Below are 19,223 nucleotides of genomic sequence, written 5' to 3'. Positions count from 1 at the left end.
AAATGGCAGAACTCTCAATCAGCCCGGACGAGATTCGCGACGCTCTCAAGGACTTCGCGTCGTCGTACGAGCCGGCTCAGGCAGAGAAGACCGAGGTCGGCACCGTCACCGACGCAGCCGATGGCATCGCGCACGTCGCGGGCCTGCCCGGTGTGATGGCCAACGAGCTCGTCCGCTTCGCGGACGGCACGCTCGGCCTGGCGCAGAACCTCGAAGAGGACGAGATCGGTGTCGTGGTGCTCGGTGAGTTCACCGGCATCGAGGAGGGCCAGCAGGTCACCCGCACCGGCGAGGTGCTCTCGGTCCCCGTGGGCGAGGGCTACCTCGGCCGCGTGGTCGACCCGCTCGGCAACCCGATCGACGGCCTCGGCGAGATCGCCGGCGTCGAGGGCCGCCGCGCGCTCGAGCTCCAGGCTCCCGGCGTCATGCAGCGCAAGTCGGTGCACGAGCCGCTGCAGACCGGCATCAAGGCGATCGACGCCATGATCCCCGTCGGCCGCGGTCAGCGCCAGCTGATCATCGGCGACCGCCAGACCGGCAAGACGGCCATCGCGATCGACACGATCATCAACCAGAAGGCCAACTGGGAGTCGGGCGACATCACCAAGCAGGTGCGCTGCATCTACGTCGCCATCGGCCAGAAGGGCTCGACCATCGCTTCGGTGAAGGGCGCGCTCGAGGACGCCGGCGCGATGGAGTACACCACCATCGTTGCTTCGCCGGCATCGGATCCCGCCGGCTTCAAGTACCTGGCTCCCTACACCGGTTCGGCCATCGGCCAGCACTGGATGTACGGCGGCAAGCACGTCCTGGTGATCTTCGACGACCTGTCGAAGCAGGCCGAGGCCTACCGCGCCGTGTCGCTGCTGCTCCGCCGCCCGCCGGGGCGCGAGGCCTACCCGGGTGACGTCTTCTACCTGCACTCCCGTCTGCTGGAGCGTTGCGCGAAGCTGTCCGACGAGCTCGGCGCCGGTTCGATGACGGGCCTCCCCATCATCGAGACCAAGGCGAACGACGTCTCGGCGTACATTCCGACCAACGTGATCTCGATCACCGACGGCCAGATCTTCCTCCAGTCCGACCTGTTCAACGCGAACCAGCGTCCCGCGGTCGACGTGGGCATCTCGGTCTCGCGCGTGGGCGGCGACGCTCAGGTGAAGTCGATCAAGAAGGTCTCCGGCACGCTCAAGCTGGAGCTCGCCCAGTACCGCGCCCTCGAAGCCTTCGCGATGTTCGCGTCGGACCTCGACGCGGCCAGCCGCCGTCAGCTCGAGCGCGGCGCACGCCTCACCGAGCTGCTGAAGCAGCCGCAGTACTCGCCGTACCCCGTCGAGAAGCAGACCGTTTCGATCTGGGCCGGCACCAAGGGCCACATGGATCAGGTCCCGGTCGAGGACATCCTCCGCTTCGAGAGCGAGTTCCTGGAGTCGCTCGAGCGCAACTCCGAGGTCCTCACCACGCTGCGCGAGACCAACGTGCTCGACGACGACACCGTCGCAGAGCTCGAGGCCAAGATCGCCGAGTTCAAGCTCGAGTTCCGCACCTCGGCCGGCGTCACGCTGGCTGAGCAGTTCGCGTCGCTCGGCAAGGACGAGATCAAGCAGGAGCAGCTGGTCGTCAAGAAGTAGTCGAGGCTCCGGCGGGGGCGCACGCCCCCGCCGGTCCTCCTCCACTTCGACCAGCCCGCCCCAACCAGACACAGGAGAGACATGGGAGCGCAACTTCGGGTCTACCGGCAGAAGATCCGTTCTGCCCAGACGACCAAGAAGATCACCCGTGCGATGGAGCTGATCGCGGCATCTCGCATCCAGAAGGCTCGTGCCCGCGTCGCGGCGTCCGAGCCCTACACCACGGCGATCACCCGCGCGGTGTCCGCCGTCGCGGTGCACTCGAACACCGACCACCCGCTGCTGACCGAGCCGGAGCGCATCGAGCGCGCCGCGGTGGTCATCTTCACCTCGGACCGCGGTCTCGCGGGCGCCTTCAACTCGCAGGTGCTGCGTGAGGCCGAGCAGCTCAGCGAGCTGCTGCGCGCCGAGGGCAAGGACGTGAAGTACTACCTGGTCGGCCGCAAGGCGCAGGGCTACTTCAGCTTCCGCGCCCGCGCCTCCGAGCGCGTGTGGACCGGCGGCACCGACAGCCCCGCGTTCGAGACGGCTCAGGAGATCAGCGAAGCGCTGCTCGAGGCCTTCAACACCGAGACCGCAGAGGGCGGCGTCGACGAGATCCACCTCGTCTACAACCGCTTCGTCAGCATGGTCTCGCAGACCCCCGAGGTGCACCGTCTGCTGCCGCTCGAGGTCGTCGAGGGCGTGGCCGAGGCGAGCGACGGCGCGAACCCGCTGTACGAGTTCGAGCCCGACGCCGACACCGTGCTCGACAAGCTGCTTCCGGCCTACATCGAGTCGCGCCTGTTCAACGCGCTGCTCGAGTCGGCCGCGGCGAAGCACGCCGCGACGCAGAAGGCGATGAAGTCGGCGAGCGACAACGCCGATGCGCTGATCCGCGATTACACCCGCCTCGCGAACAACGCGCGTCAGGCGGAGATCACCCAGCAGATTTCCGAGATTGTTGGCGGCGCTGACGCGCTGTCCGATTAGCAAACGCGAAGAGAGAGAATCATGACCGAAACCGCCGCTGTGGCGACTGAGGCCACCACGAAGGTCGCCGGGCGCATCGCTCGCGTGACCGGCCCCGTCGTCGACATCGAGTTCCCGCACGACGCGATCCCCGCCGTCTACAACGCGCTCGAGACCACCATCGACTTCGGTGAGGGCTCGGAGCCGTTCAAGCTCGTCCTCGAGGTCGCTCAGCACCTCGGCGACAACGTCGTTCGCGCCATCGCCCTGAAGCCGACCGACGGCCTGGTCCGCGGCCAGGAGGTCTTCGACACCGGCACCTCGATCACCGTCCCCGTGGGCGACGTGACCAAGGGCAAGGTCTTCAACGTGACCGGCGACGTGCTCAACCTCCCCGAGGGCGAGACCATCGAGGTCAGCGAGCGCTGGAGCATCCACCGCACGCCCCCGGCCTTCGACCAGCTCGAGTCGAAGACGCAGCTCTTCGAGACCGGCATCAAGTCGATCGACCTCCTCACCCCCTACGTGCAGGGCGGCAAGATCGGCCTCTTCGGTGGTGCGGGCGTCGGCAAGACCGTCCTCATCCAGGAGATGATCCAGCGCGTGGCGCAGGATCACGGCGGCGTGTCCGTGTTCGCCGGCGTCGGCGAGCGCACCCGTGAGGGCAACGACCTCATCCACGAGATGGAAGAGGCCGGCGTCTTCGACAAGACCGCCCTCGTGTTCGGCCAGATGGACGAGCCGCCGGGGACCCGTCTCCGCGTCGCGCTCTCGGCCCTCACCATGGCCGAGTACTTCCGCGACGTGCAGAAGCAGGACGTGCTGCTCTTCATCGACAACATCTTCCGCTTCACGCAGGCCGGTTCCGAGGTCTCGACGCTGCTCGGCCGCATGCCCTCCGCCGTGGGCTACCAGCCGAACCTCGCCGACGAGATGGGCCTCCTCCAGGAGCGCATCACCTCGACCCGCGGTCACTCGATCACCTCGCTGCAGGCCATCTACGTGCCCGCCGACGATTACACCGACCCGGCTCCGGCGACCACCTTCGCCCACCTCGACGCGACCACCGAGCTCTCGCGTGAGATCGCTTCGAAGGGTCTGTACCCGGCGATCGACCCGCTCACCTCGAGCTCGCGCATCATGGATCCCCGCTACTTGGGCGCGGACCACTACCGCGTCGCCACCTCGGTGAAGCAGATCCTCCAGAAGAACAAGGAGCTCCAGGAGATCATCGCGATCCTCGGTGTCGACGAGCTCTCCGAAGAGGACAAGATCACCGTGGCGCGCGCACGCCGCATCCAGCAGTTCCTGTCGCAGAACACCTACATGGCGAAGAAGTTCACCGGTGTGGAGGGCTCGACCGTGCCGCTGAAGGAGACCATCGAGTCGTTCGATGCGATCACCAAGGGCGAGTTCGACCACGTCGCCGAGCAGGCATTCTTCAACGTCGGCGGCATCTCCGACGTCGAAGAGAAGTGGGCGCAGATCCAGAAGGAGAACGCGTAATCATGGCCACGCTCAACGTGAGCGTCGTTTCGGCTGAGCGCGAGATCTGGAGCGGCACCGCTTCCAACGTCAGCGCGAAGACGGTCGAGGGCGAGATCGGCATCTACGGTGGGCACGAGCCGCTTCTGGCTCTGCTCGCCGAGGGTGCGGTCCGCGTCGCCGGCACCGACGGTGAGAAGATCACCGTCAACGCCGAGGACGGGTTCCTCTCCGTCGACCACGACACGATCACGATCGTGGCGGGTCGCGCCGAACTGGTCGCCTGATTCCGACCGTTCGTACCTTCCAACGCCGGGGCCGGCCGCAGCTTCACTCGAAGCAGCGGCCGGCCCCGCCGTTTCCCCACCACCAGAAAGCCGCACCATGCTGATCCTGCTCCCGCCCTCCGAGACGAAGCGCACCGGCGGAGACGCGCCCTACCGGGCCGAGGATCTGGCGCACGACGAACAGCTCGCGGGCACCCGCGCCGCCGTGCGCACCGCGCTCGAGGAGCTCTCGCGCGACGAGGAGCTCGCGGCGAAGGCGCTCGGGCTCGGCGTGAAGGCGCGGGGCGAGCTCGAGCACAATCGGGTGCTCGGGTCCTCGGGGGCGCTGGAGGCGATGGACCGGTACACGGGCGTCCTCTACGACGCGCTCGATGCGGTCTCGCTCGATGCCGATGCGCGCGACTGGATGCGCGAGCACGTGGCGGTGCAGTCCGCGCTCTTCGGGCTCGTGCGCGCGGGGGATCGGATCCCCGCCTACCGCCTGTCGGCGGGCAGCCGCCTCGCCGCGCTCGAGGCGCCGCTCAAGCGGAGCTGGATCCGCGCCCACGCCGACATGGACTGGGCGGCGCACGGGTGGATCCTCGACCTGCGATCCAACGACTACGCCGCGCTCGCGCCGTTGCCCGAGGGCGTCGGAACCAAGCTCGAGGTGGCGCAGCGCGGCGCGGACGGGGCGGTCCGCGCGCTCAACCACTTCAACAAGACCGCCAAGGGCGACCTGGTGCGGCGCCTGGCGCGATCCGGTGCGGAACTCGACGGCCCGGAGGCATTCGGCCGTTGGGCGCAGGCGGAGGGGCTCGAACTGGAACTCGGAGACCGGCCGGGCAGCGCGACCCTCGTGACCGAGCTCGGCGCACCTGCCGGGGTGACGGGCGGGGCGGGCTCCAAGCGGGCCGCACGGTAGGATGTTCGAGTGATTGCCGAGGAGAGACGTTGACCGAACGTGGGGAGAACGCCGTTCGGCGTCGCATCGGCTATCGCCCGGGCTCGGATCTCGAGATCGAGCTGTCGTGGCACGCCATCACCGATGTCGGGCGCCGACGCGAGGTGAACCAGGACAGCTATGTCGTGATCCCGCCGGTCTTCGCGGTCGCGGACGGCATGGGCGGCCACTCCGCGGGCGAGGTCGCGTCGGCCGCGGTCGTGCGCAGGCTCGCCGAGCTCGGCGGCAACCGCACGGTCAGCGAGCGCGACATCGACGGCGCGCTCGAGGACGCGGTCGAGGACATCGAACTCGACGCGGGCGAGACCGATCTGGGTGCCGGCACCACGGTGACCGGCGTGACGCTGGGATCCTGCGCCGAGGAACCCACCTGGACCGTCTTCAACATCGGCGACTCCCGCGTCTACCAGTACTTCAAGGGTGCGCTCAGCCAGATCACCGTCGATCACTCGGTCGTGCAGCACCTCATCGACACCGGCGCGATCACGCCCGAGGAGGCGGAGTTCCATCCGCACGCGAACGTGATCACCCGCGCCGTCGGCTTCAACGAGGCGCCCTCGCCCGACTACACGGCGCTCGCGCTGATCCCCGGGCAACGGATCCTCATCTGCTCCGACGGGCTCACCAAGGAGCTCACCGAGATCGGGATCCAGCACTTCCTCGCAACGACCGACACCGCGGAGGAAGCGGCGAAGCAGCTCGTGCATCACGCCATCGAGAACGCGGGCCGCGACAACGTCACCGTCGTCGTGATCGACGTGCACGCCGTGGGCGAGGCGCGGGACACGAGCGATCTCGCGATCGCCGGGGTCTCGCTCGACGCGGTCGGCGGGGAGAACCCCGCCGAGATCCGGGCCGGCGCTGAGGCGGCAGCCACGGAGGCGCCCGTCGAGACCGAACCCGTCGAGGTCGTGGGGATCGACTCCGATTCCGATTCCGAGGACGCTATTCCCGCTGAGGGTGTCGCAGCCTCGGGCTCGGACGACGAGGGCCCGGACACGGTGCCCGTGCGCGTCCCGCTCGGCTGAGCGCCGCTTTTCCTTTCGCCGTACGGCCCCGAACGCCGAGAGCGGGCGCCCTCCGGAGGAGTGACGCCCGCTCTCGAAACGGGGGACCGCTGGGCTAGGCGAGCTCGGCCGCGAACGCCTCGTCGAGCACGGACAGCACGTCGGCGGCCAGGGCGTCGGTGAGCTTCAGCGACGGCAGGAAGCGGATCACGTTGCCGAAGATGCCGGCGTTGAGCAGCAGCACGCCGGCCTGGGCTGCGCGGGCGATGACGCGCGAGACGAGCTCGGCATCGACGTCGAGCGTGCCGGGCTTCACGACCTCGATCGCCATCATGGCGCCCTTGCCGCGCACCTCGGCGATCACGTCGTACTTCGCGGCGAGGGCGCGCAGGCCGTCGCCGAGCACGCGCTCGATGCGCTTCGCCTCGGCGAGCAGGTCGGCGGACTCGATCTGCTCGAACACGGCGTTCGCGGCGGCGCACGAGACGGGGTTGCCGCCGAAGGTGCCACCCAGGCCGCCGGGCTGCGCAGCGTCCATGATCTCGGCGCGGCCGGTGACCGCGGCGAGCGGCAGGCCGCCCGCGATGCCCTTGGCCGAGAGCACGAGGTCGGGCTCGACGCCGAACTGCTCGATCGCGAAGACCGTGCCGGTGCGGGCGATACCCGACTGCACCTCATCGGCGATGAACACGATGCCGTTCGCGCGGCACCACTCGGCGATCGCCGGCAGGTAGCCGTCTGCCGGAACGACGAAACCGCCCTCGCCCTGGATCGGCTCGACCACGAGGCACGCGAGATCCTCGGCGCCGGCGACCTTCTCGAGGTAGGTGATGGTGCGGGCCGCGGCCTCGGCGCCCGAGAGGCCGTCGCGCAGCGGGTAGGAGTTGGGCGCCTTGTAGACGTCGCCCGCGCGCGGGCCGAAGCCTGCGGCGTAGGGAGCGGCCTTGTGGTTCATGGTCGCGGTGAGCATGGTGCGTCCGTGGTAGGCGTGCTCGAGCACGGCGACGCCGGGACGGCCGGTGAACTTGCGGGCGATCTTGACGCCGTTCTCGACGGCCTCGGCGCCCGAGTTGACGAGCACGGTGCGCTTCTCGCCAGCGCCCGGAACGTGCTTCGCGAGGTGCTCGGCGACGCGCACGTAGCTCTCGTAGGGGGTCACGGTGAAGAGTGTGTGTGTGACGCTCTGCAGCGCCGCGGTCGCGGCAGCGACCACTGCGTCGTCCGTGTGGCCGATGGTGGTGACGCCGATGCCGCCGCCGCAGTCGATGAACTGGTTGCCGTCGACGTCGACCAGGATCGAGTCGTGCGCGCGGTCGATGTAGACCGGCAGCACGCTGTGCACGCCCGGCGGGACGACCGCCCGGCGGCGCTCGTGCAGCTCCTGCGAGCGGGGCCCGGGGATCGAGGTTACGACGCGGCGTTCCTGGACGATGGTGTCATTGCTCATGGCTTCGATCCTACTCCGGGGTATCTCGACGTCGACCTACTCGGGGGCCGCGCCGCGCGGTACGCTCGCAGCATGATGGGGAACCACGAGTACGCGGTCGGCGTCGAATGGACCGGCAACCGGGGGACCGGCACCAGCGGGTATCGCGAGTACGGTCGGCAGGTGCTGCTGTACGGCACCGACAAGCCGCCGCTCGAAGGATCGGCGGACCCGACCTTCCACGGTGACGTCGATCGCTGGAACCCCGAGGAGCTGCTCGTGGCCGCTCTCGCGCAGTGCCACCTGCTGTCGTACCTGCACTCGGCGGTGCGCGCCGGGGTCGTGGTGACGGACTACGTCGATCGTGCCACGGGATCCATGCGGCAGCAGGGCGAGGGCGGCGGCTTCGTCGAGGTCGTGCTGCACCCCGAGGTGACGGTCGCCGACGCGTCGATGGTCGATGCGGCCCTGGCGGCGCACGCCGAGGCCGGGCGCAACTGCTTCATCGCGTCGTCGGTGAACTTCCCGGTGCGGCACGAGCCGGTGATCCGGGTCGCCGGCTGAGCCCGCCGACGGATGAGCGCGTCCGCTCCGTCCGTCCCGACTCCTGCGAACCGGATGGGCGTGCTACTCTCGCGGCAGCAGACATACTGATCATGTCAAGCGAGAGGATGCACGCGGTGCCGGTGAACCAGGACGGGGCGCCCCGAGCGGGACGCGAACTGCGCTATCAGCGCGTCTACGACCTGGTGACGGGGCTGATCGCCGACCAGGGGCTCGAGGCGGGCGCGAAGCTGCCCAGCACCGCGGAGCTGTCGGCGATGGCCGAGGTCAGCGTCATCTCGGTGCGCCGCGCGCTCGACGAGCTCGCTCACGACGGCATCATCGTGCGGCATCAGGGCGTCGGCACCTTCGTCGCGCAGCGGCGGCTGGTGAGCCAGCCCGGTTCGCCGGGCACGCTGCTCGGAACGATCTCGGACGGCGTCTCGCCCGTCGAGTTCAGTACCGAGCTCGTCGGGATCGCGGTCGGGCTCCCGGGCCCGGACCACGTGCGAGCGCTCGGCATCGAGAGCGGCCAGCCGGTGTGGGAGATCGCGCGCGTGCGCTCCCGCGGGGGCGTGCGCGCGGTCGCCGAGCTCGCGACGATCCCGCTCAGTCTGGCGCCCGCGCTCGACGAGGACCGCCTCGCGGCGGGCGAATCCCTCTACGGACTCATCGAGGAGCGCACGGGGATCACCGAGGCCTACGCCGAGCAGTTCTTCCAGGTGGACCGCCCGACCGCGTGGGAGCGCGAGCGGCTGGGCATCGGGGCCGACGACACGGTGATGCGGGTGCGCGGGGTGAGCTACTCCGACGACGACGTGCCGTTCGACTCCTACCTGCAGACCTACCGGGCCGACGATTTCGTCTTCTACGTCTCGGGCAAGCGCGGGCCGCGCCTGCTGCCGCCTCCGACCGGAGCCGGCCGCTGGGACGTGCGCCCGTTCGGCGCGCCGAGCGCCGACTGAGCCGGCACGCGGCACGCGGCACGCGGCACTCGGCGCTCGGCGTCCGGCAGCCGCCTCACGCCGCCCGGGCGGGGTCCGGGCTCGGGATGCTGTCGATGAGCAGTCGCGTATAGGGGTCCCGCGGTCGGTGCACGACCTCGTCGGGGGTCCCCGACTCGACGATCCCGCCATCCCGCATCACGATGATCCGGTCGGCGTACTCGGCCGCGGTCGAGAGGTCGTGGGTGATCATCAGGATCCCCATCCGCTCCCGCTCCTTCAGCTCCGCGAGCAGCCGCAGCACTCCGGTGCGCACCGACACGTCGAGCATGCTCACCGGTTCGTCGGCGAGCAGCAGCGCAGGGCGCAGCACCAGCCCGGCCGCGATCGCCACGCGCTGCCGCTGGCCGCCGGAGAGCTGGTGCGGGTAGCGGTCGATGAACTGCTCGGCGGGGGAGAGCCCGACCGCCTCGAGCGCCGCGAGCGCCCGTTCGCGGCGCTCGGCGCGGTCCCGGCAGGCGCGGAACACGAGCAGCGGCTCCTCGATGGTGTCGGCGACGGTGAACCGCACGTCGAGCGACTCGTACGGGTCCTGGAAGATCATCTGCACGCGCTCGCGGAGGCGCCGCCGGTCCGCGCGGCGGATCCCGAGCGCGGGGGCGCCGTCGACCGAGACCGAGCCGGTCGCTCCGGGCAGCATGCCCATGATCGCCTGCAGGGTCGTGGTCTTGCCGCAGCCGGACTGGCCGACGAGCGCGACGAGCTCGCCCTCGGCGACCTCGAACGACACGTCGGAGACCGCCCGCCGCGTTCCGCCCCGACCCGCGTACTCGACCGAGAGACTCTCGACGGCGAGCAGCGCGGGCGAGGGATCGGGGATCGGCTTCGCCGCCACCTGCGCGATGTCGGGCGTCGACTCGAAGAGCGTGCGCGTGTAGGGGTGCGCGGGTGCGCGATAGAGCTGTTCGACCGTGCCCTCCTCGAGGATCTCACCGTCGCGCATGACGGCGGCCCGGGTGCAGCTCTGGGCGACCACCCCGAGGTCGTGGGTCACGAGGATCAGCGCGAGTCCGAGGCGTTCGGAGAGCTCCACCAGCAGCCGCAGGATCTGGTCCTGCACGACGACGTCGAGCGCCGTCGTCGGTTCGTCCGCGAGCAGCACCTTCGGTTCGCAGGCGAGCGCCATTGCGATCACCGCGCGCTGCTTCATGCCGCCCGAGAGCTCGTGGGGGAACCGCTGCTCGGTGCCTTCGGGCAGGCCGACGAGGTCCAGCAACTCGCGCACCCGGGCGTCCTCCTCGCCGACGAAGCGCCGATGCACGCGGAGCGCTTCGAGGATCTGCCATCCGACGGTGTGCACGGGGTTGAACGCGCTCATCGCGCCCTGGAACACCATCGCGATGTCGGTCCATCGGTGCGGGCGGACGGTGCGGTCGCCGCCGGCGATGATGTCGACGCCGTCGAGCAGCACGTGCCCCGAGACGGTCGCGTTCGCGGGGAGCAGTCCCAGCGCGGCGAGGATGGTCGTCGTCTTGCCGCACCCGGACTCGCCGACGAGACCTAGGCGCTCTCCGGGAGCGAGGCTCAGCGAGAGCCCCTTGACCGTCTCGTTCTCGGCGCCGTCATCGGTCCGGAACCAGATCCGGAGATCGCGGATCTCGAGCGCGGGCCGTGCCGCGTCCGTCGAGGTGGGGGTCATCGTCGCTCCTCCGTTCCGGCGGCGGGACCATCGCCCGCGCTTCGCTTCCGCGGCGCCGGTGCGGCGGCGCGTTCGAGATCGTCCGAGGCGCTCTGCCGCAGCGCCCAGGTGCGCAGCCCGAGGTGGGAGACGCGCAGGCGCGGGTTGAGCGCGTCCTCGATCGCTCGGCCCAGCAGATAGCAGCCGACGATGAGCAGCGCGACGGCGACGCCGGCCGGCACGATCGCCCACCACGCGCCCGTCGAGACGGCCGCGCGGTTGAAGGCGCGCTCCATGATCGTGCCCCAGGTGATCGCGTTCGGGTCGGAGAGGCCGAGGAACGCGAGGGCGGTCTCGTTGAAGATCGCGACGGTGACGGCGAGCACGGCGCTCGCCGCGAGCAGCGGGCCGAGCTGGGGCAGGATGTGCCGGAGCACGATGCGGAGGTGCCCGGCGCCGATGGCCTCGACCCGCCGCACGTACGCGCGTTCGCGCAGGCTCTTGACCTGGGAGCGCACGATGCGGGCGGTGCTCGTCCACATCAGTGCGCCGATCACGATGATCACGTGGTCGAGGCTCGGCCCCCAGACCGCGGCGATCACGATCATGAGCACGATCTGCGGGATCACGAGGAAGTAGTCGGTGATCCGCATGAGCACGGTGTCGACCCAGCCGCCGAAGTAGCCCGAGAGGATTCCGACCGTCGCCCCGATGAGGATCGAGATCGCGGCCGCCGCGAATCCGACGAACATCGAGATGCGGCCGCCCTCGAGCACGAGGCTCAGCACGTCGACGCCGCCGTCGTCGCAGCCGAACCAGTGCGCCGCGCTGGGCGCTTCGAAGACCCCGCAGCTGACCTCGCGGCTCGAGTACGGCGTGAGGAGCGGCGCGAAGATCGACAGGAGCAGGAAGGCGAGGATCACGGAGAGTCCGATGATGGCGCCCGGTTCGCGGATCGCGCGCCCGAAGGCGCCTCTGCGCCGGTTCTTGGGGCGTCGTCCGCGGGGGAGCGAGACGAGGGTGGTTCCCGGATGCGTCATGGTGGTGCCCTGGCCCTTCTAGTCCGAGACTCGCGGATCGAGCCACGCGTAGGCGAGGTCGGCGAGGTAGTTGAATACCACGACCGTGATCGTGATGACGAGGAAGCCGCCCTGGAGCATCGGGTAGTCGCGGTGCAGCACGGCTTCGTAGAGCGCGCGTCCGATTCCGGGCCAGGAGAAGATGACTTCGATGAGGATCGCGCCGCTCACGACGCTGCCGAGCGCGAGCGCGATCATCGTGACGGTGGGCAGCATCGCGTTCCGCACCGCGTAGGCGCGGATGATCCGGCCGCGGGAGAGCCCCTTCGCCCGCGCGGTGAGGATGTAGTCCTCGCCGAGGGTCTCGAGCACCGAGGATCGCATGATGAGCAGGTTCTCGGCATAGAGGGTGAGCGCGAGCGTGGCGACGGGGAGCACGAGATGCGCGCCTCGGTCGACGAACTGCTCCCACGGGGTCGCGAGTTCGGCGAACGGGTCGCTCATGCCGGCGGAGGGCAGCAGCCCGGCGAACGCGATGAGCAGCATCATGCCGAGGAACTGGGTGGGGAACGCGTAGAACGCGACAGACACGTTGGTCATGACGTGGTCGAAGGGGCTGCCGCGCCGGACCGCGCTCAGGATCCCGAGCAGGATCCCGATGGCGAGCGCGATCACCGTGCCGGTGAGCACGAGGGGCAGCGTATTGGCGAAGGCGTCGGCGAGGTTCGCGGTCACGGGCTGCCGATTCGCGTACGAGACCCCGAGGTTCCCGGTGAAGAGTCCCTTGAGGTAGAGCAGGTACTGCTCCCACATCGGCCGGTCGAGGCCGAACTCGCGGGTCAGCGCCTGCTTCAGCTCGGGCGAGGCGTTCGGTACGCGCGAGATGCGGGTCACGGCGGAGCCGGGCAGGACTCGGAACAGCACGAAGTTGAGGGTCACGGCCACGAACACGGTGACGATCGCGAAGATCGTTCGCCGCCAGACGTATCTCCTGCGGTGCATCTCGCCTCTCTTCCTCGAGGGGGCTGTGCGATCGAGAATCCGATCGCGAGGTCTTGTCACCTAGTATGCTCAGTCTACTAAGATAAGTGAAGTTGCAATTTCTTCCGTGTTGCCACCTCCCTCGACGATGAGAAGCAGGGGAACCATGAAACTGAGAAGACGTCTGCTGGCGATCGGCGCGGTGCTAGTCGCCGCCGCACTGGCGCTGACGGGATGCACCGGGAACAGTGCGAGCCGCAATGTGCTGCGAGTCGGCACCACCTCGCTCGTCGATTCGCTCAACCCCTTCGTCGCCGACTCCGACTACTCGAGCGTGCTGTTCCAGTACATCTACCCGCACCTCACCGAGTACGACGAGCAGTTGCGGATCGTGCCGTCCTTCGCCCGCAGCTGGGAGACCTCGGCCGACGGCCGGACCTGGACCTTCCGCACGGTGCCCGACGCGAAGTGGTCCGACGGGAAGCCGCTGACGGCCGAGGACGTCGCCTTCACCGCCAACATGATCCTGCGCTACAAGGACGGCCCCACGGGCATTCTCTCGGGCTGGGTCGCGCACCTCGAGCGGGCCGAGGCCCCTGACACGAACACCGTCGTGCTCCACTACGCCTCACCCGTGGGCAACGTGCTCACGCAGATGCAGGCCCTGCACATCCTGCCCAAGCACATCTGGGAACCGCTCGCGACGGGGGACGGCATGCGCATCACCTCCTACGAGAACAAGGCGCCGCTCGTCTCGGGCGGACCCTTCACGCTCGACACCTACCGCAAGGATCAGATCATGCTGTTCTCGCGGAACCCGGAGTGGTGGGGCGAGCAGCCGAAGATCGATGGCTTCGGATTCCAGTTCTTCGCGAACGACGACGCCATGGTGACCGCGCTGAAGAGCCATCAGCTCGACATGATCGGCCAGATGACGCCGCCGACGGCCGTCAAGACCCTGAAGCGCGCGGGCATGACCGTCGAGATCGGGCCGAGCGTCACGATCAAGAACCTCATCATCAACACCAACCCGAAGAAGCCGAAGCATCGCGAACTCCTGAACCCCGAGGTGCGCAAGGCGCTCGAGTACGCGATCGACCGCACCGAGATCGTCGATCAGACCTGGCTCGGCTACGCGCAGCCCGGATCCACCGTGCTGTCCCCGGCCTCCGGGTACCACGACCCCGCGATCACGGGCCTGCCCTACGACACCGCGAAGGCCAACGCGATCCTCGACGGCCTCGGATACGCGAAGGGCTCCGACGGGATCCGCGTGGCGAACGGCTCGCGCATGGACTACGAACTCGTGTTCCCCACGGAGGAGAACGGATCCGGGGATCGCGCGTTCCAGACGATCCAGCGCGGTTTCGAAGACATCGGGATCCGGCTCGTGCAGCGCAAGATGGATCCCGACGCCGCGACCGACGCCATCAACGGCCCCGACAACGAGTACCTCGACTACGACTTCGCGATGTGGAACTGGACCCCGCCGGTCGACCCCGACTTCCTGCTCAGCACCCTCACCTGCGCCTCCCGCGGCCACAACTCCGACAGCGGCTACTGCAACCCCGAGTACGACCGGCTCTACACGCTGCAGGGGACGCAGATCGATCCCGCGGCCCGACGTGCGACGATCGACCGCATGCAGCGGATCCTCTTCGACGACCGGCCCTACGTGGTGCTCACCTATCCCAAGGTGATCGAGGCGCACGACCCGGCGTGGACGGGATTCGTGCTCTCGCCACTCGTCGGCTCGATCAACAACCTGTCGACCCAGACGCTCATCCAGGTGCACCGGACGAAAGGCTGAACCGTGCAGATCGAACTCGTCGTCCTCCCGGATCCCGAGCGGACCGACCCGCTGAACGAGTCGGCTGCGGCCGGTCTCGAAGCGCTCGCCGCCGCGCTCGGTGCGGAGCCCGCGAGCATCACCGACTGGCTCTCCGCGGCGAAGGGGGAGGCCGAGCACGCTCGCGCGGTCGTGCCCGGTCCCGATGGCCCGCACCTCGTGATCGGGGTCCGCGCCGAATCGCCGCACCGGGGTCCGGGCGCCCCGTCCGGCGCCTCCCGGGCGTGGGCCTCGGGGCTGGCCCTCGGCGGGCTGGCGGCCGAGGTCGCCGACGGATCGCCCGCCCGCATCTGGTGGGAATGGGGGGATCCCTCGCGCGACGAAGCGCTCTGGCGCGGGGTCCGGATCGGCGAACAGCGTCCGGGGTCGCCCGAGCGCGTCGCGCCCGAGCCGGTCTTCGCCGTCGGCGAGCCGGTGCCGAACGATTGGAGGCGTCGGGCCGATGCGATCCGCTGGGTCCGCGAGCTCGTCGAACTGCCGCCGAACCTCCTGGGCCCCGCCGAACTGGCGCAGCGGATCGTCGAGTACTGCGGTGAGAACCCCGCGGTCGAGGTGGAGGTCTGGGACGCGGTGCGGCTCGGTCGTGCCGACTTCGGCGCGGTGCTGGCCGTGGGTGGCGGCAGTTCCCGGCCGCCCCTGGTCGCGCACCTGAAAGTGCCGGGGGATCCTGCGCTGCCGTCCATCGGGCTCGTCGGCAAGGGCATCGCATTCGACTCCGGCGGTCTCAACCTCAAGCGGGACGCCGGCGAGATGTCGTGGATGAAGTCGGACATGGCCGCCGCGGCGACCGTCGCCGCCGCGATCCGGCTCGCGGCGGACGAGCGCGGAGCGGGGTCCGGCCCGACGATCGAGGCGATCCTCCCGCTGTGCGACAACGCGGTCTCGGGCTCATCGGCCCGTCCGGGCGATGTCGTGCGTCATCCGGGCGGGGAGACGACCGAGATCGTCGACACCGATTGCGAGGGCAGGCTGGTGCTGGCCGACGGCCTCTCCTGGCTGCGGGAGGCCGGGCATGACTCCCTCATCGACGTGGGAACGCTGACCGACGGCGGCGCGGGGCTGCGGCGGACCGGGATCTGGTCGAACGACGAGGAGCTGTCGGCGCGCGTGGTCGCCGCCGGCGAGCGGGTCGCGGATCCGGCCTGGATCCTGCCGCTGCCCTACGGGGAGGGGGTTTCGCTGGAGTCGCGGGTGGCCGATTCGCGGAACGCCCCGCTCGACCGACCGGATACCGGACGGCACGCGGCGGCCTATCTCGCACGATTCGCGGGCGCGCGCCCGTGGGCGCACCTCGATATCGGCGGTACCGCCTACCTGGAGTTCCCGATCGCCGGGTTCGGTGAGGGGCCGACCGGCGCCGGTGCGCTGATGCTCGCGGAGCTGCTCGCGCACGACGGTGTCGCGCATCGGAGATGACCCGCTTCCTTCTCAATGCATACTTAGTATGATAAGTTGATCGCGTTCGGAACCGACGACTCGTCCCTCCCCGTGAAAGGCATCGATATGGACCTCACCTTCGCCTCGGCGTTCTCCGACCGCACCCCGCGCTCCCGCGAGCTCTTCGAGCGGGCCAAGCTCACGATCCCCGGCGGTGCCGGCAGCACCGCACGCCTGCCCCGCAACGGGTGGAATCCCTACCCGCTGTTCATGGAGCAGGGGCTCGGGTCCCGCATCACCGACGTCGACGGCAACGAGTACGTCGACTACCTCCTCGGACTCGGCCCGGACATCCTCGGGCACCGGCACCCCGTCGTCACCGAAGCGGTGACCCGGGCGATCACCGAGCACGGCACGAGCTTCGGTCTGCCGTACGAGCTCGAGATCGAGGCCTCCGAGAAGGTCGTGGCGACCGTGCCCGGCGTGGAGCAGGTCCGCTTCGCGAACTCCGGCTCCGAGGCGGTCGGTCAGGCGGTCCGCATCGCCCGCGCCACGACGGGGCGGCGCATCATCGTGCGCTTCGAAGGGCTGTACCACGGCTGGCAGGACAGCGTGTACTGGTCGAACCACGTCGACCTCGACCAGGCCGGTCCCGCCGACCGTCCGCGCCCCGTCGCGATGGGGCTCGGCGTCCCCGCCGAACTGGGCGAGACCCTCGTCGTGCTCACCTGGAACGATGCGGAGAGCTTCGTCCGGCTGATGGAGGAGCGCGGTGAGGAGGTCGCGGCCGTCATCACCGAACCCGCCGTGCTCAACACCGGCTGCATCCTGCCCGAGCCCGGCTACCTGGAACTGCTGCGCTCCGAGACGCGGAAGTACGGTGCGATGCTCATCTTCGACGAGGTCATCACCGGATTCCGCATCGCCCGCGGCGGCGCGCACGAGTACTACGGCGTGATCCCCGACCTCACCACCTACGCGAAGGGCATCGGCGGCGGCTTCCCGGTCGCGGCGATCGGCGGCACGAAGGAGGCCATGCGCCTCATCGCCGACGGCACCTACTCGCACTCGGGCACCTACAACGCCAACGTCGTGCAGTGCGCCGCGGTGTCGGCGACCATGGACCTGCTCGCGGAGCCCGGCCTGTACGAGCGGCAGCGCGCGCTCGGCGACCGGTTGGCGCGAGGGCTCGAAGCCATCGCCAACGACAACGGCATCGACGCCTACGTGACCGGTCTCGGCACCGTGTTCCAGCTGTGGTTCGCCGACGGCCCGATCAAGAACTGGCGCGACGCGGTCGCCCATACCCGCGAGGGCGTGTTCACCCGCTGGTACGAGGAGATGATCGTGCGCGGGGTGCTCTTCCACCCGCTGCAGTTCGAGAACCTGTTCGTCTCGCTGGTGCATGATGATCGAGACATCGACGACACGCTCGAAGCGGCCTCGGGGGCCATGCGCGTGCTCGCTCGGGAGTTCGCGAAGGCGTGAGGCGGAGGGGCTGACGGTATGGCAGGCGGACGGGCGATCGCGATCGGTCTCGATCTCGGCACCTCGAGCGCGAAGGCGCTCGCGGTGGACGCGGCGACGGGACGGGTGCTCGCGCGGGTGCGGCGCCCGTACCCGACCTCCCGCCCCGAACCCGGGGCGGCCGAGCAGGCCCCCGGTGACTGGATGGCCGCGGTGGTCGGCGCGCTGGGGGAGCTCGCGCAGGCGACCCCCGCGCAGGAGTGGATCGGGATCGGGCTGTCCGCGATGCTGCCGACGCTCGTCTGCCTCGACGAGGCGGGCGAGCCCGTGGGGCCGGCGATCGTCTGGGAGGACATCCGTGCGGAAGCCGACGCGCGCGAACTCGCGGAGCGCCATCCCGGCGCCACGGCGTACGCCCGCACCGGGCAGCACCTCGACGCCCGCTACCTGGTGCCCATGCACCGCCGCATCGTGCGGCAGGATCCGGAGGCGGCCCGCCGCATCTCCCGGATCGCGGGGGCGAAGGACTACGTGTTCGCGCGCCTCACCGGACACCTCCTCACCGACCCGAGCACCGCGGTGGGCTCGGGGGTGAGCGCCGTCGCGGACGGTGCGCACGCCTCGGGCGATTGGCCGGAGCTGCCGGAAGTGCGTCCGGCGACCGAGACGCGGGGGCTCGTCGAGGGGGTGGCCAGACTGGTCGGCGCGCCGAGCGGGATCCCGGTCGCGCTGGGCGCCGCGGACTCGGTGCTGGGCGCCGTCGCTCTCGGAGCGAGACCGGGTCGCGACGTCGCGATCATCTCGGGCACGAGCACCGTGATCCTGGGGACCCGGACGAGCCCCGAAGCGGATCCCGGCGGGCGCTCGCTCGTGACCCCGCTCGCCGACGGCGGATTCGGCTGGGAGATGGATCTCGTGGCGACGGGGTCGGCGTTCGCCTGGTTGGCGGACCTGACCGGCGCGTCGTCGGTGGAGGCGCTGCTCGCGGAAGCCGGATCGGTGTATCCCGCAGAAGCGCCCGAGACTCTGCCGTACCTCGGACCGGGGGAGCAGGGAGCGCTCTGGGAGCCGGGGCTCTTCGGCGGCTTCGCCGGCCTCACGCTCGGGAGCACCCGCGGCCAGCTCATGCGCGGACTCCTGACGGGGATCGTGCTCGAGGCCCGCCGCTGCATCGCGGTGATCGATCCGCCGGCCGACGGCAGGCTCCTCGTCGCGGGGAGCTCGGCGCGGTCGCCGCTGCTGCTGCAGGATCTCGCGGACGCCTGCGGGCGAGCCGTCGAGGCCGACCTGCTCGAGACCGACCACTCGGCGCTCGGAGCGGCGGATCTCGTCGCCTCGACCTGCGGCTTCGCCCCCGGGTCCCGCGGGCACGGCGATCTCCGCCGGTTCGAGCCGCGGCGCGAACTCGAGGAGCTCTGGCGCGGGCTGGCGGCCCGGCAGGAGCGCGCGATCCTGCGCGAGCGGGAGCGCGTCGCGGGAGCGGGCCGATGAGCGGCCTCGAGCGCGGCCTCGAGGCCGCGCTCGCCCGGGGCGAGGAGCTGCTGCTCCGAGCTCCCGTGGCCGGTGGCACGGTGGCGATCCGGACCTCGGATGGGGAGCGCGTGGCGGCGTTCGGTACCGCGGGTCCCGGCGGGCCTC

The 19,223-nt window shown here is 70.0% G+C and carries 16 protein-coding genes; 12 read left to right on the top strand and 4 right to left on the bottom strand.

Going from position 1 to position 19,223, the window contains the following annotated elements; translation table 11 throughout:
- Nucleotides 1-2: 2 nt before the first annotated feature.
- The 6 genes from atpA to XM48_RS04535 all read left to right on the top strand — a co-directional run bounded on the left by atpA (nucleotide 3) and on the right by XM48_RS04535 (nucleotide 6,322).
- A complete protein-coding gene (gene atpA, locus XM48_RS04560; protein ID WP_046454613.1) occupies nucleotides 3-1,628 on the top strand; it encodes a F0F1 ATP synthase subunit alpha in 1,626 nt (541 codons plus the stop codon).
- 81 nt (nucleotides 1,629-1,709) lie between these two features.
- Complete coding sequence (locus tag XM48_RS04555; protein ID WP_046454612.1) at nucleotides 1,710-2,600, top strand: F0F1 ATP synthase subunit gamma; 891 nt, start codon at nucleotides 1,710-1,712, stop codon at nucleotides 2,598-2,600.
- 21 nt (nucleotides 2,601-2,621) lie between these two features.
- Nucleotides 2,622-4,085 carry a F0F1 ATP synthase subunit beta gene (gene atpD / locus XM48_RS04550; RefSeq protein ID WP_046454611.1) on the top strand — a complete coding sequence of 488 codons (1,464 nt, stop codon included), beginning with the start codon at nucleotides 2,622-2,624 and terminating at the stop codon, nucleotides 4,083-4,085.
- Nucleotides 4,086-4,087: 2 nt separating this feature from the next.
- A complete protein-coding gene (locus XM48_RS04545; protein WP_046454610.1) occupies nucleotides 4,088-4,351 on the top strand; it encodes a F0F1 ATP synthase subunit epsilon in 264 nt (87 codons plus the stop codon).
- Between the two features lie 97 nt (nucleotides 4,352-4,448).
- The gene (locus XM48_RS04540; protein WP_046454609.1) at nucleotides 4,449-5,255 is read left to right on the top strand and encodes a YaaA family protein; all 807 of its coding nucleotides are present in this window, start codon (nucleotides 4,449-4,451) and stop codon (nucleotides 5,253-5,255) included.
- 29 nt (nucleotides 5,256-5,284) lie between these two features.
- Entirely contained in the window at nucleotides 5,285-6,322 is a 1,038-nt protein-coding gene (locus XM48_RS04535; RefSeq protein WP_046454608.1) for a PP2C family serine/threonine-protein phosphatase, read from the top strand.
- 94 nt (nucleotides 6,323-6,416) lie between these two features.
- Here the strand turns inward: XM48_RS04535 and gabT are convergent, their stop codons facing one another.
- On the bottom strand, nucleotides 6,417-7,748 hold the full coding sequence (gabT, locus tag XM48_RS04530; RefSeq protein ID WP_052961292.1) for a 4-aminobutyrate--2-oxoglutarate transaminase: 1,332 nt from the start codon (nucleotides 7,746-7,748) through the stop codon (nucleotides 6,417-6,419).
- A 72-nt stretch (nucleotides 7,749-7,820) separates the two neighbouring features.
- On the opposite strand from gabT, the gene XM48_RS04525 reads away from it, so the two are divergent.
- Together XM48_RS04525 and XM48_RS04520 are read left to right on the top strand one after the other, a co-directional pair.
- Nucleotides 7,821-8,291, top strand: coding sequence for an OsmC family protein (locus XM48_RS04525; protein WP_046454606.1), 471 nt, complete (start codon nucleotides 7,821-7,823; stop codon nucleotides 8,289-8,291).
- 92 nt (nucleotides 8,292-8,383) lie between these two features.
- Nucleotides 8,384-9,235, top strand: a complete 852-nt coding sequence (locus XM48_RS04520; protein ID WP_084820990.1) for a GntR family transcriptional regulator — start codon at nucleotides 8,384-8,386, stop codon at nucleotides 9,233-9,235.
- Nucleotides 9,236-9,290: 55 nt separating this feature from the next.
- On the opposite strand, the gene XM48_RS04515 is transcribed toward XM48_RS04520, so the two are convergent.
- The 3 genes from XM48_RS04515 to XM48_RS04505 are packed head-to-tail and all read right to left on the bottom strand — an operon-like array spanning nucleotide 9,291 to nucleotide 12,913.
- A complete protein-coding gene (locus XM48_RS04515; protein ID WP_046454604.1) occupies nucleotides 9,291-10,913 on the bottom strand; it encodes an ABC transporter ATP-binding protein in 1,623 nt (540 codons plus the stop codon).
- Nucleotides 10,910-11,932: an ABC transporter permease gene (locus XM48_RS04510; RefSeq protein WP_084820989.1), complete on the bottom strand. Its 1,023-nt coding sequence runs from the start codon at nucleotides 11,930-11,932 to the stop codon at nucleotides 10,910-10,912. The genes XM48_RS04515 and XM48_RS04510 overlap by 4 nt, the downstream gene beginning before the upstream one ends.
- Nucleotides 11,933-11,950: 18 nt before the next feature.
- Nucleotides 11,951-12,913, bottom strand: a complete 963-nt coding sequence (locus XM48_RS04505; RefSeq protein ID WP_046454603.1) for an ABC transporter permease — start codon at nucleotides 12,911-12,913, stop codon at nucleotides 11,951-11,953.
- 145 nt (nucleotides 12,914-13,058) lie between these two features.
- Between XM48_RS04505 and XM48_RS04500 the strand changes: the two genes are divergently transcribed.
- Genes XM48_RS04500 through XM48_RS04485 form a run of 4 tightly spaced genes read left to right on the top strand, consistent with a single transcriptional unit; the run spans nucleotide 13,059 to nucleotide 19,076 of the window.
- Nucleotides 13,059-14,702 (top strand): ABC transporter substrate-binding protein, encoded by a 1,644-nt coding sequence (locus tag XM48_RS04500; RefSeq protein WP_046454602.1) that lies wholly within the window; start codon nucleotides 13,059-13,061, stop codon nucleotides 14,700-14,702.
- Between the two features lie 3 nt (nucleotides 14,703-14,705).
- A complete protein-coding gene (locus XM48_RS04495; RefSeq protein ID WP_052961291.1) occupies nucleotides 14,706-16,157 on the top strand; it encodes a M17 family metallopeptidase in 1,452 nt (483 codons plus the stop codon).
- 36 nt (nucleotides 16,158-16,193) lie between these two features.
- Nucleotides 16,194-17,606: an aspartate aminotransferase family protein gene (locus XM48_RS04490; protein WP_231580802.1), complete on the top strand. Its 1,413-nt coding sequence runs from the start codon at nucleotides 16,194-16,196 to the stop codon at nucleotides 17,604-17,606.
- An 18-nt stretch (nucleotides 17,607-17,624) separates the two neighbouring features.
- The gene (locus XM48_RS04485) at nucleotides 17,625-19,076 is read left to right on the top strand and encodes an FGGY-family carbohydrate kinase (RefSeq protein ID WP_046454601.1); all 1,452 of its coding nucleotides are present in this window, start codon (nucleotides 17,625-17,627) and stop codon (nucleotides 19,074-19,076) included.
- The last annotated feature ends 147 nt before the right edge of the window (nucleotides 19,077-19,223 follow it).

Origin of the sequence: Leucobacter sp. Ag1 (genome assembly GCF_000980875.1) — a bacterium.
GTDB lineage: Bacteria > Actinomycetota > Actinomycetes > Actinomycetales > Microbacteriaceae > Leucobacter > Leucobacter iarius.
The sequence above is the reverse complement of the archived record's forward strand: the minus strand, read 5'-3'. Positions and strand labels throughout refer to the sequence as shown.

What these genes read in the sequence shown, in the direction of transcription:
- XM48_RS04540 (WP_046454609.1), top strand. Translation starts at nt 4,449, where the DNA reads ATGCTGATCCTGCTCCCGCCCTCCGAGACGAAGCGCACCGGCGGAGAC.
- gabT (WP_052961292.1), bottom strand. Translation starts at nt 7,748, where the DNA reads ATGAGCAATGACACCATCGTCCAGGAACGCCGCGTCGTAACCTCGATC.
- XM48_RS04485 (WP_046454601.1), top strand. Translation starts at nt 17,625, where the DNA reads ATGGCAGGCGGACGGGCGATCGCGATCGGTCTCGATCTCGGCACCTCG.
- atpA (WP_046454613.1), top strand. Translation starts at nt 3, where the DNA reads ATGGCAGAACTCTCAATCAGCCCGGACGAGATTCGCGACGCTCTCAAG.
- XM48_RS04555 (WP_046454612.1), top strand. Translation starts at nt 1,710, where the DNA reads ATGGGAGCGCAACTTCGGGTCTACCGGCAGAAGATCCGTTCTGCCCAG.
- XM48_RS04505 (WP_046454603.1), bottom strand. Translation starts at nt 12,913, where the DNA reads ATGCACCGCAGGAGATACGTCTGGCGGCGAACGATCTTCGCGATCGTC.
- XM48_RS04500 (WP_046454602.1), top strand. Translation starts at nt 13,059, where the DNA reads ATGAAACTGAGAAGACGTCTGCTGGCGATCGGCGCGGTGCTAGTCGCC.
- XM48_RS04545 (WP_046454610.1), top strand. Translation starts at nt 4,088, where the DNA reads ATGGCCACGCTCAACGTGAGCGTCGTTTCGGCTGAGCGCGAGATCTGG.
- atpD (WP_046454611.1), top strand. Translation starts at nt 2,622, where the DNA reads ATGACCGAAACCGCCGCTGTGGCGACTGAGGCCACCACGAAGGTCGCC.
- XM48_RS04525 (WP_046454606.1), top strand. Translation starts at nt 7,821, where the DNA reads ATGATGGGGAACCACGAGTACGCGGTCGGCGTCGAATGGACCGGCAAC.
- XM48_RS04510 (WP_084820989.1), bottom strand. Translation starts at nt 11,932, where the DNA reads ATGACGCATCCGGGAACCACCCTCGTCTCGCTCCCCCGCGGACGACGC.
- XM48_RS04520 (WP_084820990.1), top strand. Translation starts at nt 8,384, where the DNA reads ATGTCAAGCGAGAGGATGCACGCGGTGCCGGTGAACCAGGACGGGGCG.
- XM48_RS04515 (WP_046454604.1), bottom strand. Translation starts at nt 10,913, where the DNA reads ATGACCCCCACCTCGACGGACGCGGCACGGCCCGCGCTCGAGATCCGC.